We start from the raw sequence: 18,815 nt of genomic DNA on the forward strand, positions 1-18,815 counted from the left end.
TGGTGGTCAGGGCATCGCGCTGGCGATTGAACGGATCGCTTGAAGCAACGGAGGACTGGGGGCCAGCCCCCAGACCCCCGAGGTATTTTTGGCCAGAAGAAGACTAGAGCAGCGCTTCAATCAGGAGGGTCAAACCGCCCCCTACCAAAAGGCCAACGGCCGCCGCCAGTATGATCCAGCGCCAGAAACCGTTGCGCTTTTCAGGGGCAGGATTTGATTGTGCGATAAGCGCCTGTTCGACAAGGCGCGGCAAACGCGGACCAAAGCGCGAAAGCACACGAGCGGTGTTGTACAAGTCTTTGACAACTGCGCGCGGACCAATGGATTTCTGAATGTAGTCCGTCACGATCGGTGACGCGACCTGCCAGATGTTCATGTTGGGGTTCAGAGATCGTGCAACCCCTTCGACCACCACCATGGTGCGTTGCAACAGGATAAGCTCGGTCCGGGTCTCCATCCCGAAGCGCTCCGTCACCTCGAACAGGTAGGCCAGCAACCGGCCCATCGAGATCTTGGACGCGTCCATGCCAAAGATCGGCTCACCCACCGCGCGCAGGGCGCGGGCGAATTCATCGACATCCTTATCCGCGGGGACATAGCCCGCTTCGAAATGCACCTCGGCCACGCGTTTGTAGTCCTTGCGGATAAAGCCAAAGAGGATCTGGGCATAGACGCGGCGAGTATATTCATCGATATGCCCCATGATCCCGAAATCGTAGGCAATGATATCCCCGTTGGGCGCAACCTTGAGGTTGCCCTGATGCATGTCGGCGTGGAAATAGCCGTCGCGCAGCGCGTGTAGCAGGAACAGTTTCAGGACCCGCTCGCTGAGGTCCACGCGGTTGTGACCGGCGGCATCCAGAGCATCGTTGTCTCCCATAGGGACACCATCTGCCCATTCCAGGGTCATCACCCGGCGGCCCGAATACTCCCACCGGATCTTGGGCAGCGCAAACCCCTCATCCTTTTCAGTGTTGGCGGCAAACTCACCAGCGGCCGAGGATTCGAGGCGCAGGTCCAACTCGCCCTGCACAACACCATCGAAATGCTCGATCACGTCCATGGGTTTCAAACGCCGCGCGGCGGGGGCAAACAGTTCGACAATCTTGGCCGCGAAGTAGAAGGCGTCGATGTCCTTTTGGAACGCCTTTTCAATGCCCGGGCGCAGGACCTTGACCGCGACAAACCTGTCCTCATCCGCCAACTTGGCCTTGTGGACCTGCGCGATGGATGCGGCAGCAACCGGTTCGCTGAATTCGGAGAACAGCGTGTCAGTCGGCACACCAAGTTCGCGCTCGACCTCTGCCTTGGCATCCGCGGCGGCGAAGGGAGGCAGCTTGTCTTGCAGAACGCGCAACTGCACAGCCAGTTCGTCACCGACGACGTCGGGTCGGGTCGACAAGATCTGACCAAACTTGATGTAGGCCGGGCCCAGCGCCGTCAGGGCACGAATGGCTGGCGGCATCGACGGATCGCCCTTGTAGCCCAGCCAGCGGAAGGGTTTGGCCATGGCCTTGGCAACAAAGCGCAGCACGGGCGGCGCTTCGAAGGCGTCGAGCACAACATTCATGGCCCCGGCCCGTTCCAGGGTCGCGCCTGTTCGGATCAGGCGGATGATATTGTGCGGCCCTCTCACGCGGCTGTCCCCGCGGGGACAAGGCGTTTCTGAAGTGTCCCCGCGGGGACACTTGCGCTTAACGCATTTTTAACCACAAGATATTGAAAAATCATCAGATTTTCCACCCGGAATGCAGGCAAGCCACGCCCATCGTCAGATTGCGGTACTTGGCATTCTCGAAACCGGCATCCCGGATCATGGCTAAAAACGTCTCTTGATCCGGGAACTTGCGGATGGATTCGACAAGGTACTGGTAGCTGTCGCGATCATTCGCGATCATCTGACCCATGCGCGGGATCACGTTGAAGCTGTAAAGGTCATAGAGCTTTTGCATGCCTTCGTTCGGCAGCTGGCTGAACTCCAGAACCATGAGGCGTCCACCAGGTTTCAACACGCGGTAGGCCTCGGCCAAGGCATCCTGCGGGCGGGTCACGTTCCGGATGCCGAAGCTGATGGTGTAGACGTCGAACGTATTGTCCTCGAACGGCAGCGCCATCGCGTCGCCCACCACCCAATCAAGGCTGTCGGCCATCTTGTCCGCTTCAGCCCGCTTGCGACCTTCGACCAGCATGGGTTCGGTCAGGTCCAGTACAGTAGCGTGGCCGAAGCCCGCACGTTTCAGGAACTTGAACGAGATGTCGCCAGTACCGCCCGCCACATCGAGCAGCTTTTGACCGGGGCGCGGAGCCAGCCAGTCCATCATCGCCTCTTTCCAGATGCGGTGGATGCCGACACTCATCACGTCATTCATGATGTCGTATTTGCTGGCAACCGAGTTGAAGACGCCCTGCACGCGCCCGGCCTTTTCCCCTTCGGGCACGGTTTCAAACCCGAAATGCGTGGTTTTGTCGTCGGTCATGGGAAGAGGCGTCTTTCTGTTTTTTCAGGCCTTGTTATAGGCCGCTCGCAGGCATACACAACGTAGCCCAATTGCCGCAGGGAGCCGCACACATGCCCGAACTGCCCGAAGTTGAAACTGTTCGCCGGGGATTGGCCCCGACGATGGAAGGGGCCGTTGTCGCGCGGGCGGAGGTGAACAGGCCTGATCTGCGGTGGCCATTTCCTGAGAAGATGGCAGAGCGATTGACCGGGTGCCGTGTGCTGGGGCTGAGGCGGCGGTCGAAATACATTCTGGCCGATCTGGGCAGCGGTGAGACGTTGTTGATCCATCTGGGGATGTCGGGGCGGATGCTCGTGTCGGGCGATCCACTGGGGCAGTTTGTTCACGAACACCCCGCGCCCGAAAAGCATGACCATGTGGTTCTTCATATGGACAACGGGGCGCGCATCACCTTCAACGATCCCCGGCGGTTCGGGGCGATGGATTTGCTGGATACGGCCACGGCGGATCAGCACAAGCTGCTGGCCGTGCTGGGGCCGGAGCCACTGGGCAATGCGTTCAACGAAGATCATCTGATCTCCGCGTTCGAGGGCAAAAACACGCCCGTGAAATCGGCATTGCTGGATCAGAGAATCGTCGCGGGATTGGGCAATATCTATGTCTGCGAAGCATTGTACCGGGCTGGCATCTCGCCCATGCGCAAGGCGGGGCGGATTTCCAAGCAGCGTGTTGCGGCCCTTGTCCCGATCATTCGGGACGTGCTGGCCCAAGCGATCGAGGCAGGTGGGTCGAGCCTGCGCGATTTCCGCCAAGCCGATGGAGAGCTTGGGTATTTTCAGCATCGGTTTGATGTTTATGGACGCGAGGGGGAACCTTGCCGTACCCCGGGATGTTCCCATGAGGTGACGCGCATTGTGCAGTCAGGGCGGTCGTCTTTCTACTGCAGGTCGTGCCAATCTTGACTTGAAACGGCCCCCGCCCGTGATAAGCGTTACCAACTGAAACATAACAAACCAAAGGCAGACCCATGGCCTATGAGACGATCATCGTCGAAGTAGAAGACCACATCGCGAAGGTCACCCTGAACCGCCCCGATGCGCTGAATGCCCTGAATGATCAACTGATGTCAGAACTGGCCGACGCGATGGGCGGGTGTCAGGCCAATGACAAGGTGCGCTGCATCGTCATCACCGGGTCGGAAAAGGCGTTCGCCGCCGGCGCCGACATCGCGATGATGAAGGACAAGTCGTACACCGAGGTGTTCACCGAGGATCTGTTTGGCCCAGAAACCGACGCGATTGTGCGGGTCCGCAAACCTGTCATCGCGGCGGTCAGTGGTTATGCGCTGGGCGGTGGCTGCGAGTTGGCGATGATGTGCGATTTCATCATTGCGTCGGACACAGCCAAGTTCGGTCAGCCCGAGATCAACCTCGGCGTGATGGCCGGCATTGGTGGGACACAGCGCCTGACCCGCGCCGTGGGCAAAGCCAAGGCGATGGACATGAACCTGACAGGCCGCTTCATGGATGCGGAAGAAGCCGAGCGGTCCGGGCTGGTCAGCCGTGTGGTGCCAGCCAAAAAGCTGATGGATGAAGCGATGAGCGCGGCCGAGAAAATCGCCGAGAAGTCGATGATTTCCGTCATGGCTGTAAAGGAAGCTGTGAACCGGTCCTTCGAGACACCGCTGCGCGAGGGGCTGCTGTTCGAACGCCGCGTGTTCCATTCGCTCTTTGCCACCGAGGACCAGAAGGAAGGCATGACTGCATTCCTGGAAAAACGCGAAGCGCAATTCCGCGACCGGTAAGTGCTGTGCAGGATGCGGTTACAGCACCCTGCACAGGCTGTCGTTTCAAGGTGCACGTTATTTCTGGTTTGCGCCCCTGATCAGGCGAATCGATGCACGGACTTTGCGCCAGTCTTGCGCCTCGTTCATTTTCCCGGCTTCGATTGCAATCCGTTCGCGTTGCGCGACCTCGGCTTCGGCCTTGTCACCATGGGCGCGATACAGGGCATGGGCGTACTGAGAAGTGGCCAAGGGTTGTGTCATGTCGTCCTCCGTCAGATTCTCGCTATGGTGGACAATAACACATCGCGACGAGGTTTTCTTGATTCAAAGCAAGTGCACCCAACAGGCCGTTGACTCTGGTTGGCAAAGGGCCTATCTGCGCGGCTTCTGAAACTACCGCACCAATAGATTGGGACGAGATAAAATGGCAAATTCGCCTCAGGCCAAGAAGCGGGCCCGTCAAAACGAAAAACGCTTCCAAGTGAACAAAGCGCGTCGTTCGCGCATCCGCACATATCTGCGCCGCGTCGAAGAGGCGATTGCCTCGGGCGACAAGGACGCAGCGTCGGAAGCGCTGAAAGCCGCACAGCCCGAACTGATGCGTGGCGTGACCAAAGGTGTTTATCACAAGAACACCGCTTCGCGCAAAATGTCGCGCCTGTCTGCACGGGTAAAAGCACTGGGATAATTCCCCCAATGCGCGAAGACACGAAGCGTCGCATTTTTGCGGCGCTTTTTTTGTTTTTCCTATGAAAACAAGGGGTGCAGAGATTCTTTTTTCAGAATCGCTGAGTCAAGTTTTAAGTTCTATGGACGGCGCGCTCACGATATTGCTACCAACCTAGTGCGAGTCGTGAGACCGCCTTGGGGGGACAGGCCAGAGACTGATGTGCATGGTACGCACATGGTATCTGGGTAGGGGATGACACAAGTTGTCTGATCCGATTTTGAGCGTGGTGTCTGCCATTGCCCGACCTGTCAGAAAATTTTGGTGTGCGGACGGCACGTGCGGAAAACCCGGTTAACACGGGAACGGCATGGGCCAAATCTGTAAATATCCGAATGGATCAAAGCTACGCCGTTGGCAGTGGCAGGGTTTTGATCACTCTGAGACTTGGTGCGGGCTGACCCGGCGAGCCGAAGATCGCTGGGGTATGAAATGGCAGAAGGGACGGTTGGTAGCGTATGACACAAGAAAAATGGGGACAGCTGAGACAACGGCTGCTCAAGACGGTAGGCCAGAACAACTACAAAACATGGATCGAGCCGCTGCAGTTCCGAGGACTGCAAGACGGCATAGCGACATTCAATGTCCCCACGAACTTCATGGGGAATTACGTAAGCCAGAATTTCTCTGACCTCATTCTCCACGAGCTGAAATCCGAGGATGACAGCATTCGACGCCTGAGCTTTGCAGTCGCCGCCAATTCTCAGAGCCGCCCCTCAGCCGTGGATGCACCAATGACCGAACCCGCCATGCCAACCGCCGGGAAATCGACCCGCGCGGCCCTGTCCGCTGCACCGCTGGACAAACGCTTTACCTTTGACAGCTTTGTTGTCGGCAAGCCCAACGAGCTGGCTCATGCCGCCGCCAAACGTGTCGCCGAGGGTGGCCCCGTGACCTTCAACCCGCTGTTTCTGTACGGCGGCGTAGGTCTTGGTAAAACGCACCTCATGCACGCCATTGCGTGGGAGTTGCAAACCCGCCGTCCTGACCTGAACGTTCTTTACCTTTCGGCTGAGCAGTTCATGTACCGTTTCGTGCAAGCCCTGCGTGATCGCAAGATGATGGATTTCAAGGAAATGTTCCGCTCTGTAGACGTGCTGATGGTGGACGATGTCCAATTCATCGCCGGCAAGGACAGCACGCAGGAAGAATTCTTTCACACGTTCAACGCCCTTGTGGACCAGAACAAGCAGATCATCATCAGCGCCGACCGCGCCCCGGGTGAGATCAAGGACCTGGAAGAGCGCGTGAAATCCCGCCTGCAATGCGGGTTGGTCGTTGACCTGCACCCGACCGACTATGAACTGCGTCTTGGCATCCTTCAGTCGAAGGTCGAACAGCAAATGGCCACCTATCCCGACCTCAAGGTCGAAGATGGCGTGCTGGAATTCCTGGCCCACCGCATTTCTACCAACGTGCGAGTTTTGGAAGGAGCGTTGACCCGTCTGTTTGCCTTTGCCTCGCTTGTGGGCCGCAAGATCGACATGGACCTAACCCAAGACTGTCTCGCGGATGTTCTGCGCGCCTCTGAGCGCAAGATCACGGTCGAGGAAATCCAGCGCAAAGTGTCCGAACACTACAACATTCGTCTGTCAGACATGATTGGCCCCAAGCGCCTGCGCGCCTATGCCCGTCCGCGCCAAGTCGCCATGTACCTTGCCAAGCACATGACCTCGCGCAGCTTGCCCGAGATTGGTCGCCGTTTCGGAGGCCGCGACCACACCACTGTCATGCATGGTGTGCGCCGCATCGAAGAGCTGAAGCAGTCGGATGGTCAGATTGCCGAAGATCTGGAATTGCTGCGCCGGTCACTCGAAGCGTAAAGCTGCCGCAAATGAATCACAGGGGCGTCCTTTGAGGGCGCCCTTTTTCGTTTTCGAGACGCCCGCGCCTTGACGCCGCCGCGCAGGCACCCGACAAGCAATAAAATGCTTGTGAAGTGCTGTGGTTGGGCTAGTCTGCCCGTCCCGGTGCCAAGGTGGGGAGACAGACCATGAAGATCAGTGTCGAACGCGGTGTGCTGCTGAAAGCGGTGAGCCAGGCCCAGTCCGTGGTCGAGCGTCGCAACACCATACCGATCCTTGCCAATGTGCTGATTGAGGCCGAAGGCTCTGATGTCACGTTCCGTGCGACCGATCTGGACATCGAGGTGGTCGACAAGGCCCCCGCCCAGGTTGAACGCGCCGGGGCAACCACAGTTGCAGCGACGACGTTGCACGAGATTGTCCGTAAACTGCCTGATGGCGCTCTAGTCACCCTGACGGCCGATACAGCTGCAGGTCGTTTGACGGTTGATGCGGGCCGTTCAAACTTTTCGCTCGCGACCCTTCCGAAGGAAGATTTCCCGGTCATGGCGTCGTCCGAGTATGCATCGAACTTCTCGGTCGAAGCGCCCAAGCTGCGGCGACTGTTCGACAAGTCGAAATTTGCGATCTCGACCGAAGAGACACGATACTACCTGAACGGTGTCTACATGCACATCGCAGATGGCGATGACGGCAAAGCGCTGCGCTGCGTGGCGACCGATGGTCACCGTCTGGCCCGCATTGACAGCGATCTGCCTGATGGGGCTGCCGACATGCCGGGTGTCATTGTCCCCCGCAAAACTGTGGGTGAGCTGCGCAAGCTGCTGGATGATGACGACATGAAAATCGCCGTGTCGGTGTCCGAGACCAAGGTGCGTTTTGCGACCCCGGACATCACGCTGACGTCCAAGGTGATCGACGGGACGTTCCCCGACTACACGCGCGTTATTCCGGTCGGCAACACCCGCAAGCTGGAAGTGGATGCGTCTGATTTCGCCAAGGCTGTTGATCGGGTTGCAACCGTGTCTTCCGAACGGTCCCGCGCAGTGAAGTTGCAACTGGATGAGGACCGGCTGGTTCTGTCCGTGAACGCGCCGGACAGCGGCGCTGCCGAGGAAGAATTGGCCGTCGCATATGGTGATGAACGGCTCGAGATCGGGTTCAACGCGAAATACCTGCTCGAGATCGCTTCACAGGTGGACCGCGAGAATGCGGTGTTCATGTTCAACTCCTCGGGCGATCCGACCCTGATGCGCGAAGGCACGGATCAGTCGGCGGTCTACGTCGTCATGCCGATGCGCGTCTAAGATTTTTCGGCTAAAAATCTTGCCTTCGGCGGTGGTATTTTCGGCCAGAAGAAGTGAGGGACAGTTGTGATGCTGTCCCTTTCTGCTTTGACCCTTTCGCATTTTCGGTCGCACAAGTTGGCACGGCTGCAACTGGATGCGCGGCCTGTGGCGATCTTTGGGCCCAACGGGGCGGGCAAGACCAACATTCTTGAGGCTGTGTCCCTGTTTTCGCCAGGTCGCGGTCTGCGCCGATCCTCTGCCGAGGATATGACCCGGCGACCCGAGGCTGTGGGTTGGAAGCTGTCCGGTGTTCTGCATTCCCTGCAGCAAGTGCATGAGGTTGAAACCTGGTCCGAGGGCGGCGCGGCGCGGCAGGTGAAGATTGACGGCAAGGCTGCGCCCCAGACAGCGTTGGGCCGTATCGCGCGCGTGCTGTGGCTGATCCCGTCGATGGACCGCCTTTGGATTGAAGGGGCGGAAGGACGGCGACGGTTTCTGGACCGGATGACACTGTCCTTCATTCCTGATCATGCGCAGGTGTCTTTGGAGTACGAAAAGGCGATGCGCGAGCGGAACCGCCTGCTGAAAGACATGGTGCGCGACGCGCATTGGTATGCCGCGTTGGAACAGCGCATGGCCGAAACCGGGACCGCCATTCATGCGAACAGGCAGCGTGCTTTGGAGGCGTTGGCGACCGCCCAGGCCGATGCGCAGACTGCTTTTCCAGCGGCGGACCTGACCCTGCAACCCGGTGAGCTGGGGATGCCAGATACGGCAGAGGATATGCGCGCAGCACTGGCAGATGGGCGTGCCCGTGATCTGGCGGCGGGGCGAACCTTAATCGGGCCACATCGGGCGGACCTGTACGGCGTCTACACAGCCAAGGGTGTTCCGGCCAAAGAGTGTTCGACCGGAGAACAGAAGGCGTTGCTGGTGTCTCTGATCCTCGCCAATGCGCGCGCGCTGGCGCAGGATTTCGGGGCGCCACCACTGTTGCTGCTGGATGAGGTGGCCGCGCATCTGGACGCGAACCGGCGGGCGGCCCTTTATGACGAGATTTGTGCGCTGGGCGCGCAGGCATGGATGACCGGGACCGAGACGGAGTTGTTCGACAGCCTAGGGGATCGCGCGCAATATGTCGAAGTGACCGAGGCGGATGGCGTTAGCACGGTGAGCGGACCGTGACGCTGAGCGCTTGGGACCTTGCCCTTTATGCAGGCGCGCTGGCCGTGTTGTTCCTGACGCCGGGACCTGTTTGGGTCGGGCTGATCGCGCGCAGCTTGTCTGGCGGGTTTCAGGCGGCCTGGCCCTTGGCGCTGGGTGTGGTGGTGGGCGACGTTCTGTGGTCGCTTCTGGCGATCTTTGGCATCACATGGATCCTGTCCATCTATGGCGGTTTTCTGGGCGTCTTGAAGTGGGTTGCGGCGGGAATTTTCCTGCTGATGGGCGCATTGGTCATACGCGCAGCCGACAAAAGCATCGGAACGGACAGTCGCCTGACCCGGCCCGGCATGTGGGCAGGATTTTTGGCCGGTCTGGCGGTGATCCTGGGCAATCCCAAGGCCGTTCTGTTCTACATGGGTATGCTGCCGGGATTCTTTGATCTGACGCGCCTGACCGCATTGGATGTGCTGATCATCGTGGTCCTGTCGATGATCGTGCCACTGCTTGGCAACCTCACCATGGCGCTGTTCATCGACCGCGCGCGACGGATGGTATCGTCGCCCCATGCGCTGCGCCGGATGAACCTGATTGCAGGCGTTTTGCTAATATGCGTCGGCTTGATCATCCCACTGACCTGACACGCAAAATCTTGTGTCACTTGCGTGACATCCCCCCTGAAAAACGGTATATTTTGCGGAACGACTTAAGGGGCCCATAAATGGCAGATAACGAGCAAACCCCCGAAGATTACGGCGCGGATTCTATAAAAGTTCTCAAAGGCTTGGAAGCGGTACGGAAGCGTCCGGGCATGTATATCGGTGACACCGATGACGGCAGCGGTCTGCACCACATGGTGTACGAGGTTGTCGACAACGGCATTGACGAGGCTTTGGCGGGTCACGCAGACGCCGTGACCGTCACGATTCACGCGGATTCTTCGGTTTCTGTCAGCGACAACGGGCGCGGGATTCCAGTGGGGATTCACGAGGAAGAGGGCGTGTCCGCAGCCGAGGTCATCATGACCCAATTGCACGCGGGCGGTAAGTTTGACTCGAATTCGTACAAGGTGTCCGGCGGTCTGCACGGTGTGGGTGTGTCAGTGGTGAACGCGCTGTCGGTCGAGCTTGATCTGCGCATCTGGCGCGATGGCAAGGAACATGTGGCGCGCTTTGCTCATGGTGACACAGTCGAGCATCTGAAGGTGGTGGGCGACGCCGGTGGGCGCACGGGCACCGAAGTGCGGTTCCTTGCATCAACCGACACGTTCTCGAACCTCGACTACTCCTTCGATACGTTGGAAAAGCGCTTACGCGAACTGGCCTTTCTGAATTCGGGCGTGCGCATCATTCTGGTTGATGAGCGACCCATCGAACATCTGCGGTCCGAACTGTTCTACGAGGGCGGCGTCAAGGAATTCGTCAAATACCTCGACCGGCACAAATCCTCGGTCATGCCCGAACCGATTTTCATTCAGGGCGAACGGGACGAAATTGGCGTCGAGGTCGCGATGTGGTGGAATGACAGCTACCACGAAAATGTACTGCCCTTTACCAACAACATCCCGCAGCGCGATGGCGGCACGCATATGGCGGGCTTTCGCGGCGCACTGACGCGGACGATCAACAACTACGCGCAATCCAGCGGCATCGCCAAGAAGGAGAAGGTCAACTTCACAGGCGACGATGCGCGCGAGGGGCTGACCTGTGTGCTGAGCGTGAAGGTACCGGACCCCAAATTCTCGTCCCAGACCAAGGACAAGCTGGTGTCCTCCGAAGTGCGCCCCGCGGTCGAAGGATTGGTGAACGAAAAGCTAGCCGAATGGTTCGAGGAGAACCCGAACGAAGCCAAGATCATCGTTGGCAAGATCATCGAAGCGGCGCTCGCCCGTGAAGCTGCGCGCAAGGCACGCGAACTCACGCGGCGCAAGACGGCGATGGATGTGAACTATCTTGCCGGCAAGCTGAAAGATTGTTCCGAGAAGGATCCGTCGAAAACCGAAGTGTTTCTGGTCGAGGGGGACAGCGCGGGAGGCTCTGCTCAAACCGGACGCGACAGGTTGACCCAAGCCGTGTTGCCGCTGCGCGGGAAAATCCTGAACGTGGAGCGGGCCCGTTTTGATCGGATGTTGTCGAGCCAGGAAATCGGCAACCTTGTCATGGCGCTGGGCACTGGCATTGGCCGGGATGAATTCGACATCTCGAAACTGCGCTACCACAAGATCGTCATCATGACGGATGCCGACGTGGACGGCGCGCATATCCGCACGCTACTGCTGACCTTCTTCTACCGGCAGATGCCGGAGTTGATCGAGGGCGGCTACCTCTACATCGCGCAACCGCCGCTTTACAAAGTGAGCCGGGGCAAGTCCGAGGTGTACCTGAAGGACCAAACCGCGCTGGACGACTATCTGGTCGAGCAGGGTACTGATGGGGCGATGCTGCGCCAAGGCAATGGCGAAGAAATCGTGGGCCAGGACCTGGTCCGCGTGGTCGAGGAAGCGCGCCAATTGAAGCGCGTGCTGCAAGCCTTCCCCACGCATTACCCGCGTCACATTCTGGAACAGGCCGCCATTGCAGGTGCCTTTGTCCCCGGTGCAGTGGATGCGGACCTGCAAGGTGTAGCCGACAAGGTGGCCGAACGGCTGAACCTGATTGCCCTCGAGTGGGAACGCGGCTGGCAGGGTCGGATCACGCAAGACAAGGGTGTGCGTCTGGCGCGCATCCTGCGTGGGGTCGAAGAAGTACGCACGCTGGATGGCCCGATGCTGCGGTCGGGCGAGGCGCGCAAGACCGGGTCCTTTACCCAGGGACTGCAGGATGTCTATGGCACCCCCGCCACGCTGATCCGCAAGGATCGGGTGCAGTCGATCATGGGGCCTATGGACCTGCTGAACGCCATTCTGGAAGAGGGCGAGCGCGGCCTGTCCCTGCAACGCTATAAAGGTCTGGGCGAAATGAACCCCGATCAGCTTTGGGAAACCACGCTGGATCCTGATGCGCGCACGCTGTTGCAGGTGCGGGTCGAGGATATGACCGAAGCCGATGACCTGTTCACCAAGCTGATGGGCGACGTGGTGGAGCCGCGCCGCGAGTTCATCCAGCAGAACGCATTGAGCGTCGAGAATCTGGATTTCTAAACACCTGCCCGGCGGCACCGCCGGGCAGCGCCGCCACGCCCCCATGGGGCGGCGCTATCGCACCACCCCGCGTGACGGCACTCCCCATTGCGCATCCGTTCGAACGTGACCGAGAGCCTTCCCATGTTTTCCAAAGAAAAGCTGGAGTACCGTCAACTCCCCCTACCGGATCGTCAGGATCTGGATGACGCCGAAATGCTGAAGCGCGTGGAGGAGTTTCGCGACTTCATGGCCCAGCGCCACACGGTGCGGGACTACTCTAAGCGGCCGGTGGCCCAACAGGTGATTGAGGCCTGTGTGGCAGCCGCTGGCACAGCCCCATCCGGCGCCAACCACCAGCCCTGGCATTTCGTGGCCATCAGCGATCCGGCGATCAAACGCCAGATTCGCGAAGCCGCCGAAGAAGAAGAGCGCAAGTTCTACTCCGGCGGTGCGAGCGATGAATGGATCAAGGCGCTGGAGCCCATCGGCACCAATGCAGACAAGCCGCATCTTGAAGATGCCCCATGGCTAATCGTGGTCTTTGCCCAGCGCTATGGCACCTTTGATGACGGTACACGCTACAAGAACTACTACGTGCCGGAAAGCGTGGGCATCGCGACCGGCATGTTGCTGACAGCGCTTCACACGGCAGGTCTGGTGACGCTGACGCACACTCCGAACCCGATGAAATTCCTGGGCGATCTGCTGGGCCGACCGGACAGCGAAAAGGCCACGATGATCATTGCAGTCGGCCACGCGGCAGATGATGCTACCGTGCCCGCCGTCGCTAAGATCAAGAAGCCGCTGGACGAAATCCTGTCGGTCCGCTGACGGCGCCATTCTTGTTTCGTTAACCCGCCCCATTTCTGCCGCTAATTCGCGTCATGTTAGAAACCATTGATTTGGTTAGGGGCTTTTCATGGCACAGGGACATGACGCATTTGCGGCGCGGCTTGCTCGTCTGAACGAAACCCACACGGAGCATCAGGCGCGTCAAAGTGCGACGGCCAAGGCCGCACGCGGGTCGACCCCGGATTGGGTGCGCAACCTTGTCTATCCGGGATCCATTGTTGGCGCGCTGATTGTTGGCATCTTTACCGTGGTGCTGTCCCGCTATGCGATGTTCCACGTAAATGGCGCACCGGACCCGAATGCTGACGCCGACTTGACCATGATCATGGACGGTGGGCTCGCCCTTGCGATCGCTTTTGTCTTGCGGTCCGCCCTGCATCTGACCGCCAAGGAACATCTGGCCGCCAAAACGGCCGGTATCTGGATCGCCCTGACCTGCATGCACAATCTGGTCCATGCCTATCCTGCCGTTTGGGCCACTGCCTTTTCCCCGGAATGGGTTGATCGCACCATATCGATGACTGAACCACGGTCATTCTATGTACGGGGGTTCACCTTCTCTTTCGATGATATGGGCGGCTCCGGGAATGATGACGGGGCCACCAATTCGGAAGGCGCGCCGGTCAACAAACCAGAGATCAAGATCAACCGTTTCTAATCCACATATCGGCGATCTTTTGACGGGGAAAAACATGTGAACTTTTTCCTTTGTTTTGGCACCCTTGCTGCACTAACCTCCCGTCCAAGGTCACAAATGGTGACCAAGTCCAACTGGTGGGAGACAAGATATGGGCAAACGTGACGACCTGATCGCGCAATACGCAGACGATCTGAAGAACAAATGCGGTATGGCGCCGGACATGGATCTGCTGACGAAAGTCACGATTGGGTGTGGTCCATCGATCTATGACGCCGATGCCTCCACCGTTGCGGCCAGCCAACCAGCTGAGCTTGAAACGGTCAAAAACAACTTTCTGATCAAGAAGCTGGGCCTTGCAGATGGCCCGAAGCTGGACGAAGCAATTAACTCGGTCATTGAAACATACGGCAAATCCGAGCGGAACAAATACCGCGCAGTGGTCTACTACATGCTGACCAAACACTTCGGCAAAGAGTCCGTTTACGGTTAACACCGCACGCACCGCGTTTATCAAAAGGACACCCGCGTTAAGCGGGTGTTTCTTTTTTGGATCGAATGTCCCGTACTATGGATTTGAGATCGCAATTCCGATCTGCTAATTATTGAGACATCCGACCAGAAGGTCAGACCCGATATTCAGTTTACTTGTGGTGGCTCTTGGGAGTGTCCACCGGGGTGAGGAAGGGTTCTGACCAATCCGGGTCAGAACCCTTTTTTCTTAGAACAGCGTCAATACGGCACCGATCACGGTACAGCCAAAGGTGGCATATCCGCCATCGATCAGGGTCAAGCGAAATGGCCGTGCGCCAAAGGCATAGAATGTGGCGATCCAAGGCGTCACCAGAAACAGCCCGATACCAAAGCCAGAGACGAGTCCCTCACCAAAGCTGTCGATCCCGCTCAGCACAAATGCGTGGCGCATCATCCCGGCAACCAGGATCGCACCAACAATACTGGTGATATAGGGCACGGGGTCTTTCTGATTGGCTGGCGCGTCACCTGCGTCGTTCAGCGCCACACCAGATGCCGCCATCCACGGCTTGGCCAACACCGTGTACCAGATCGCGCCAAACATGAATCCAGCGACGCCCGCCACCAAAACTGCCAAAAATCCCATGTGTCCCTCCACTTTCGGCTATTTGTGCCGCCAGCCTGCCAGAGGATGGGAAAATTCCAAAGCGTTTAGGTGCTCACCCCGGCCATCTCGCAAACCACGGCCCATTCGGCGTCTGTCACCGGCTGAACGGAAAGCCGTGAGTTACGGATCAGGGCCATCTCAGCCAATCGCGGATCGGCTTTCACCATTTCAAGGGTCACCGGGCTTTGTACCGGGCCAATAGCCTTGATGTCCACGCATTCCCAGCGCGGGTCATCAATGGTGCTGTCCGGGTGCGCCTCCGCGATCACTTCGACAATGCCCACGACGGCCTTTTCCGTTTGCGAGTGGTAGAAGAAACCGCGATCCCCCACTTTCATCTCGCGCATGAAGTTACGGGCCTGGTAGTTGCGCACACCATCCCATTCTTCGCCTTCATCGCCCTTGGCAACCTGCTGGTCCCAGCTCCAGGTCGAGGGTTCGGATTTGAATAGCCAGTACCTCATGCCCCGATCACCTGTTTCCACGCCTTGATCTGCACGTCCTGAAACAGCCCTGCCTTGGCATAAGGATCGTTGTCGGCCCATGTCTGCGCTGCGCTTACATCTGCCACATCCAACACGATCAGTGACCCACACGGATTGCCCTCCGCATCAAGGAACGGCCCCGCCTGCTTCACCACACCGGTGCTGTCCAGGTAGTCGAGATGGGCCGGGCGGTTCTCCATCCGCACGTCCAACGCCCCCTCTTTGTCATGGGCCATCAGGGCAAAAAGCATATCATTCCTCCTTCAAAGGGCGGGCCATCAGGCGGGTCATGGCGCTTGGCACATCGACCTTGCCATCCACCAGATCCGCCACCGTGTCACAAATCGGCAGGTCGAGGGCGTGCTTGGTTGCCACTTGCCGCAATGCGCGGGCGGTTCCCGCCCCCTCGACCGTTGTGGCGGCATCAAATTCCGTTCCAGCACCAAGGGCAAGCCCAAGACGGTAGTTGCGCGATTTGTCCGACGTACACGTTAGCGTCAGATCGCCCAAACCGCTAAGACCCATCAAGGTCTCGGGCTGCGCGCCCAAAGCCATCGCAACGCGCTGCATCTCGGCAAAGCCACGGGTCAGAAGCGCGGCGCGCGCACTGTCGCCGAGACCAGCGCCCATCACTGCACCACAGCCAATGGCGATGACGTTCTTGAGCGCGCCGCCCAGTTCAACTCCCGTCACATCCGTGGTGCGATACAGACGCAACAGCGGCGTCGACAACACATCCTGCAACGCGCGGGCGGCATCGGCATTTGCGCAGGCCAGCGTCAGCGCGGTGGGTAAGCCGCGCGCAATATCGACGGCAAAGCTGGGGCCGCTCAGGACCGCTGCATTCCGTGCGCCGGAAAGGATGGCAGACGGTCCAAGGCCGGTTGCCACCTCAATCCCTTTACAACAGGCCACCGCGTCGTGATGCGACAAATCCCGATGATCAATCAGGTCGCGCAGGCTTTGCATTGGCACGGCGAACAACAGCGTGCCGCAGGCAAAAGCAGTCTCTAACTTGGCACAAATCGCTATAGCGTCAGGCAACTCAACATCGGGCAGCCGGCGGTTATTCCGGCGCTTTATCTGCATGTCGTTCGCATGATCGGCGTCTCTGGCCCATAGGATAACAGGCTGGTGCGGGGCAAGGGCCACCGCTAAAGCCGTACCAAACGCTCCCGCACCGATAACGGCCACGCTCATGCCTTGGCCCCTTTCTTGCCGGATCCCAGCATCGCAGCACTCTTGGTATCAAGTGGCATACGCGGGCGCGCCGACAGGCCCATCCCATCGGGTGCGCGCAACGGCATCTGTTCAATCCCTGCAGCGGCGATCATCGCTGCATTGTCGGTGCAGAGCGCCAATGGAGGTGCATCAAAAGCCACATCAGCTTTGGCGCAAACACTCTCTAATGCTGTCCGAACGGTCATATTTGCAGCGACACCGCCCGCAACACAGAAGGTCGGTGTGGTTGGCGCAAGATCAAGATATGCCTCCAGTGCGCGTGTGGCCTTGCCCGCCAAGCTGTCTGTCACCGCCGCTTGGAAAGAGGCAGCCAGATCGGCTTGATCCTGCACCGTCAAACCACCGCGCTCGGCCACGATATCATCACGCGCCCGCAGCACCGCTGTTTTCAGCCCGGAAAAGCTGAGGTCACAGCCCGGTTTGTTGGACAGCGGCCGAGGAAAGGCAAAACGCTTGGCATCCCCGTCCCGCGCGATCTTTTCAATCGCGGGCCCGCCCGGTTGGCCCAGACCGAGCAGCCGCGCGACCTTGTCGAACGCCTCACCCGGCGCGTCATCAATGGTGCCGCCCAGCCGTGTGAAGTCATCTGGCCCACGCGCAATCAGGAACTGGCAATGCCCGCCGGACACCAGCAGCATCAGGTAGGGAAAGGAAACACCCGATGACAACCGCGGCGTCAACGCGTGTCCGGCAAGATGATTGATGCCATAGAGCGGTTTGCCTGTCGCAGCCGACAACCCTTTGGCCGTCATAACACCAGCAACGACGCCGCCGATCAGACCCGGACCGCAAGTGGCTGCGATGGCATCAATATCGCTTAGCCCGATGCCGGCCTGTTCCAAAGCCTGCGCCACACTCACATCCAAACGCTCGGCATGGGCACGGGCTGCAATCTCTGGCACGACACCGCCGAAATCTGCGTGCAGGTCAGATTGCCCAAAAACCACAGATGACAGCACGTCCATGTTGCCCGGCACACCTCGGACGACAGCGGCGGCGGTATCATCGCAACTGCTTTCAATTCCCAGAACTGTGGCGACCTGCGTCATGACCCATCCGTTGCACCAAAGGCGCGTGCGGGGTAACAGCATAAGCCGTGGCAAACAATGCATCTCACCCACCGGTCACGTTGTTGATGACCCGACCGCGCGCAGCAGCCGAACGGTTCATGGCAGAGATGCCCGATGACCTGAAGGCGCAGGTCAACCCGCTGTTCAGTCCACTGCTGAAGATTGTCCCGGCCACCGACGGCCAAACAATCGCGGCTGACGAAGTCCCCATTTTCACCTCGTCCAACGGCGTCATCCACGCGCCTGCCGGTGCAGGGCGCACAGCCTATTGTATCGGCAGTGCGACGACGGAACGGGCAGAACAGCAAGGGTGGTCCGCGCAGATGGTGGGCCAGACAGCTGACGAGTTGGTGGCGGGTTTGTCCGAAAACCACATCAGCCCCACCTTGGTGCATGTCCGCGGGCAACATACGCGCGGGGATGTTGTCGCCCGTTTGCATGCAGCGGGACGGCAGGTCCGTGACTGCATCGTGTATGATCAGGTGCCCCAATCATTATCGGCCCCTGCTCATGAGGCGCTCTTGCGGGAAGAGTTGACGATCGTTCCCCTTTTTTCGCCCCGCACCGCCACGCAATTTGCCAACCAAGCACCGCGCTCCACATCCATGCGTGTGATTGCACTGAGCGACGCAGTGGCTGATGCGGCGCGACCTGTTCACGTTGACAGCATCGCGGTGCGACCTGACGCCACGGCGATGTATGAAGCGATCAGGCAGGCCATTGGAGCGGGTTGAGGGGCGCGAGGGCGCAGGGTAGAGTTTATCGCGGTGCAGAAACCGCACGGAAGAATCGGAAGGGGAATTCCTTGGCCAAACGCAAATTTCCCGAGAAGGGCCAACAAGACGACCCCAAGGCCGAAACGCCCGACACGCCAGAGGCAGCGCAGGACACGGTTGCTGAAAACCCAGATGCGCTTGAACTGACGGAAGAGGTACGGGTTGAAGAGGACGTGGTGATCGCCGAACCCGTCGACGAAATCGATGCTTCGCCAGAGCCAGAGCCAGAGCCAGAGCCAGAGCCAGAGCCAGAGCCAGAGCCAG

Annotated in this window: 20 protein-coding genes and 1 pseudogene; 13 read left to right on the top strand and 8 right to left on the bottom strand. The window is 59.2% G+C overall.

Annotation, left to right across the window (positions count from 1 at the left end; genetic code table 11):
• Nucleotides 1-103 precede the first annotated feature (103 nt).
• Both ubiB and ubiE read right to left on the bottom strand, forming a co-directional pair.
• The gene (gene ubiB / locus AC6RA8_RS14410; protein WP_500353430.1) at nt 104-1,636 is read right to left on the bottom strand and encodes a 2-polyprenylphenol 6-hydroxylase; all 1,533 of its coding nucleotides are present in this window, start codon (nt 1,634-1,636) and stop codon (nt 104-106) included.
• Nucleotides 1,637-1,730: 94 nt separating this feature from the next.
• Nucleotides 1,731-2,477: a bifunctional demethylmenaquinone methyltransferase/2-methoxy-6-polyprenyl-1,4-benzoquinol methylase UbiE gene (gene ubiE, locus AC6RA8_RS14415; protein ID WP_500353431.1), complete on the bottom strand. Its 747-nt coding sequence runs from the start codon at nt 2,475-2,477 to the stop codon at nt 1,731-1,733.
• Nucleotides 2,478-2,569: 92 nt separating this feature from the next.
• Between ubiE and mutM the strand changes: the two genes are divergently transcribed.
• Nucleotides 2,570-3,421, top strand: coding sequence for a bifunctional DNA-formamidopyrimidine glycosylase/DNA-(apurinic or apyrimidinic site) lyase (gene mutM / locus AC6RA8_RS14420; RefSeq protein WP_500353432.1), 852 nt, complete (start codon nt 2,570-2,572; stop codon nt 3,419-3,421).
• 65 nt (nt 3,422-3,486) lie between these two features.
• Entirely contained in the window at nt 3,487-4,263 is a 777-nt protein-coding gene (locus AC6RA8_RS14425; RefSeq protein WP_500353433.1) for an enoyl-CoA hydratase, read from the top strand.
• A gap of 57 nt (nt 4,264-4,320) precedes the next feature.
• On the opposite strand, the gene AC6RA8_RS14430 is transcribed toward AC6RA8_RS14425, so the two are convergent.
• Entirely contained in the window at nt 4,321-4,506 is a 186-nt protein-coding gene (locus AC6RA8_RS14430) for a hypothetical protein (protein WP_189367178.1), read from the bottom strand.
• Between the two features lie 163 nt (nt 4,507-4,669).
• On the opposite strand from AC6RA8_RS14430, the gene rpsT reads away from it, so the two are divergent.
• From rpsT to AC6RA8_RS14475, 9 genes are all read left to right on the top strand, one after another.
• Nucleotides 4,670-4,933: a 30S ribosomal protein S20 gene (gene rpsT / locus AC6RA8_RS14435; RefSeq protein ID WP_500353434.1), complete on the top strand. Its 264-nt coding sequence runs from the start codon at nt 4,670-4,672 to the stop codon at nt 4,931-4,933.
• Between the two features lie 497 nt (nt 4,934-5,430).
• Complete coding sequence (gene dnaA, locus AC6RA8_RS14440; RefSeq protein WP_500353435.1) at nt 5,431-6,795, top strand: chromosomal replication initiator protein DnaA; 1,365 nt, start codon at nt 5,431-5,433, stop codon at nt 6,793-6,795.
• Nucleotides 6,796-6,965: 170 nt separating this feature from the next.
• Nucleotides 6,966-8,084 carry a DNA polymerase III subunit beta gene (dnaN, locus tag AC6RA8_RS14445; protein WP_500353436.1) on the top strand — a complete coding sequence of 373 codons (1,119 nt, stop codon included), beginning with the start codon at nt 6,966-6,968 and terminating at the stop codon, nt 8,082-8,084.
• A 69-nt stretch (nt 8,085-8,153) separates the two neighbouring features.
• Nucleotides 8,154-9,251: a DNA replication/repair protein RecF gene (gene recF / locus AC6RA8_RS14450; RefSeq protein WP_500353437.1), complete on the top strand. Its 1,098-nt coding sequence runs from the start codon at nt 8,154-8,156 to the stop codon at nt 9,249-9,251.
• On the top strand, nt 9,248-9,868 hold the full coding sequence (locus AC6RA8_RS14455; RefSeq protein ID WP_500353438.1) for a LysE family translocator: 621 nt from the start codon (nt 9,248-9,250) through the stop codon (nt 9,866-9,868). Before recF ends, AC6RA8_RS14455 begins: the two co-directional genes overlap by 4 nt.
• A gap of 80 nt (nt 9,869-9,948) precedes the next feature.
• Nucleotides 9,949-12,366 carry a DNA topoisomerase (ATP-hydrolyzing) subunit B gene (gyrB, locus tag AC6RA8_RS14460; RefSeq protein ID WP_500353439.1) on the top strand — a complete coding sequence of 806 codons (2,418 nt, stop codon included), beginning with the start codon at nt 9,949-9,951 and terminating at the stop codon, nt 12,364-12,366.
• A gap of 123 nt (nt 12,367-12,489) precedes the next feature.
• Nucleotides 12,490-13,179 (top strand): nitroreductase family protein, encoded by a 690-nt coding sequence (locus tag AC6RA8_RS14465; protein WP_500353440.1) that lies wholly within the window; start codon nt 12,490-12,492, stop codon nt 13,177-13,179.
• 88 nt (nt 13,180-13,267) lie between these two features.
• On the top strand, nt 13,268-13,858 hold the full coding sequence (locus tag AC6RA8_RS14470; protein WP_500353441.1) for a hypothetical protein: 591 nt from the start codon (nt 13,268-13,270) through the stop codon (nt 13,856-13,858).
• A gap of 130 nt (nt 13,859-13,988) precedes the next feature.
• Nucleotides 13,989-14,330 carry a DUF2853 family protein gene (locus AC6RA8_RS14475; RefSeq protein WP_500353442.1) on the top strand — a complete coding sequence of 114 codons (342 nt, stop codon included), beginning with the start codon at nt 13,989-13,991 and terminating at the stop codon, nt 14,328-14,330.
• 228 nt (nt 14,331-14,558) lie between these two features.
• Here AC6RA8_RS14475 and AC6RA8_RS14480 read toward each other — a convergent pair whose 3' ends face one another.
• The 5 genes from AC6RA8_RS14480 to tsaD form a co-directional block, all read right to left on the bottom strand.
• Entirely contained in the window at nt 14,559-14,957 is a 399-nt protein-coding gene (locus AC6RA8_RS14480; RefSeq protein ID WP_500353443.1) for a DUF1761 domain-containing protein, read from the bottom strand.
• A 65-nt stretch (nt 14,958-15,022) separates the two neighbouring features.
• A complete protein-coding gene (locus tag AC6RA8_RS14485) occupies nt 15,023-15,442 on the bottom strand; it encodes an EVE domain-containing protein (protein WP_500353444.1) in 420 nt (139 codons plus the stop codon).
• Nucleotides 15,439-15,714: a YciI family protein gene (locus AC6RA8_RS14490; protein ID WP_500353445.1), complete on the bottom strand. Its 276-nt coding sequence runs from the start codon at nt 15,712-15,714 to the stop codon at nt 15,439-15,441. The genes AC6RA8_RS14485 and AC6RA8_RS14490 overlap by 4 nt, the downstream gene beginning before the upstream one ends.
• Before the next feature lies 1 nt (nt 15,715).
• Nucleotides 15,716-16,663, bottom strand: a complete 948-nt coding sequence (locus AC6RA8_RS14495) for an NAD(P)H-dependent glycerol-3-phosphate dehydrogenase (protein WP_500353446.1) — start codon at nt 16,661-16,663, stop codon at nt 15,716-15,718.
• A complete protein-coding gene (gene tsaD, locus AC6RA8_RS14500; RefSeq protein ID WP_500353447.1) occupies nt 16,660-17,754 on the bottom strand; it encodes a tRNA (adenosine(37)-N6)-threonylcarbamoyltransferase complex transferase subunit TsaD in 1,095 nt (364 codons plus the stop codon). Before tsaD ends, AC6RA8_RS14495 begins: the two co-directional genes overlap by 4 nt.
• A gap of 86 nt (nt 17,755-17,840) precedes the next feature.
• Here tsaD and AC6RA8_RS14505 point away from each other — a divergent pair, with 86 nt between their 5' ends.
• Together AC6RA8_RS14505 and AC6RA8_RS14510 are read left to right on the top strand one after the other, a co-directional pair.
• Nucleotides 17,841-18,509: a uroporphyrinogen-III synthase gene (locus AC6RA8_RS14505; protein ID WP_500353448.1), complete on the top strand. Its 669-nt coding sequence runs from the start codon at nt 17,841-17,843 to the stop codon at nt 18,507-18,509.
• A 71-nt stretch (nt 18,510-18,580) separates the two neighbouring features.
• Nucleotides 18,581-18,815: pseudogene (locus AC6RA8_RS14510) on the top strand (signal recognition particle-docking protein FtsY); the annotation flags it as partial.

The sequence above is a fragment of the Tateyamaria sp. genome (genome assembly GCF_059783535.1).

What these genes read in the sequence shown, in the direction of transcription:
- ubiE (WP_500353431.1), bottom strand. Translation starts at nt 2,477, where the DNA reads ATGACCGACGACAAAACCACGCATTTCGGGTTTGAAACCGTGCCCGAA.
- mutM (WP_500353432.1), top strand. Translation starts at nt 2,570, where the DNA reads ATGCCCGAACTGCCCGAAGTTGAAACTGTTCGCCGGGGATTGGCCCCG.
- AC6RA8_RS14425 (WP_500353433.1), top strand. Translation starts at nt 3,487, where the DNA reads ATGGCCTATGAGACGATCATCGTCGAAGTAGAAGACCACATCGCGAAG.
- AC6RA8_RS14430 (WP_189367178.1), bottom strand. Translation starts at nt 4,506, where the DNA reads ATGACACAACCCTTGGCCACTTCTCAGTACGCCCATGCCCTGTATCGC.
- rpsT (WP_500353434.1), top strand. Translation starts at nt 4,670, where the DNA reads ATGGCAAATTCGCCTCAGGCCAAGAAGCGGGCCCGTCAAAACGAAAAA.
- dnaA (WP_500353435.1), top strand. Translation starts at nt 5,431, where the DNA reads ATGACACAAGAAAAATGGGGACAGCTGAGACAACGGCTGCTCAAGACG.
- dnaN (WP_500353436.1), top strand. Translation starts at nt 6,966, where the DNA reads ATGAAGATCAGTGTCGAACGCGGTGTGCTGCTGAAAGCGGTGAGCCAG.
- recF (WP_500353437.1), top strand. Translation starts at nt 8,154, where the DNA reads ATGCTGTCCCTTTCTGCTTTGACCCTTTCGCATTTTCGGTCGCACAAG.
- gyrB (WP_500353439.1), top strand. Translation starts at nt 9,949, where the DNA reads ATGGCAGATAACGAGCAAACCCCCGAAGATTACGGCGCGGATTCTATA.
- AC6RA8_RS14465 (WP_500353440.1), top strand. Translation starts at nt 12,490, where the DNA reads ATGTTTTCCAAAGAAAAGCTGGAGTACCGTCAACTCCCCCTACCGGAT.
- AC6RA8_RS14470 (WP_500353441.1), top strand. Translation starts at nt 13,268, where the DNA reads ATGGCACAGGGACATGACGCATTTGCGGCGCGGCTTGCTCGTCTGAAC.
- AC6RA8_RS14475 (WP_500353442.1), top strand. Translation starts at nt 13,989, where the DNA reads ATGGGCAAACGTGACGACCTGATCGCGCAATACGCAGACGATCTGAAG.
- AC6RA8_RS14480 (WP_500353443.1), bottom strand. Translation starts at nt 14,957, where the DNA reads ATGGGATTTTTGGCAGTTTTGGTGGCGGGCGTCGCTGGATTCATGTTT.
- AC6RA8_RS14485 (WP_500353444.1), bottom strand. Translation starts at nt 15,442, where the DNA reads ATGAGGTACTGGCTATTCAAATCCGAACCCTCGACCTGGAGCTGGGAC.
- AC6RA8_RS14490 (WP_500353445.1), bottom strand. Translation starts at nt 15,714, where the DNA reads ATGCTTTTTGCCCTGATGGCCCATGACAAAGAGGGGGCGTTGGACGTG.
- AC6RA8_RS14495 (WP_500353446.1), bottom strand. Translation starts at nt 16,663, where the DNA reads ATGAGCGTGGCCGTTATCGGTGCGGGAGCGTTTGGTACGGCTTTAGCG.
- tsaD (WP_500353447.1), bottom strand. Translation starts at nt 17,754, where the DNA reads ATGACGCAGGTCGCCACAGTTCTGGGAATTGAAAGCAGTTGCGATGAT.
- AC6RA8_RS14505 (WP_500353448.1), top strand. Translation starts at nt 17,841, where the DNA reads ATGACCCGACCGCGCGCAGCAGCCGAACGGTTCATGGCAGAGATGCCC.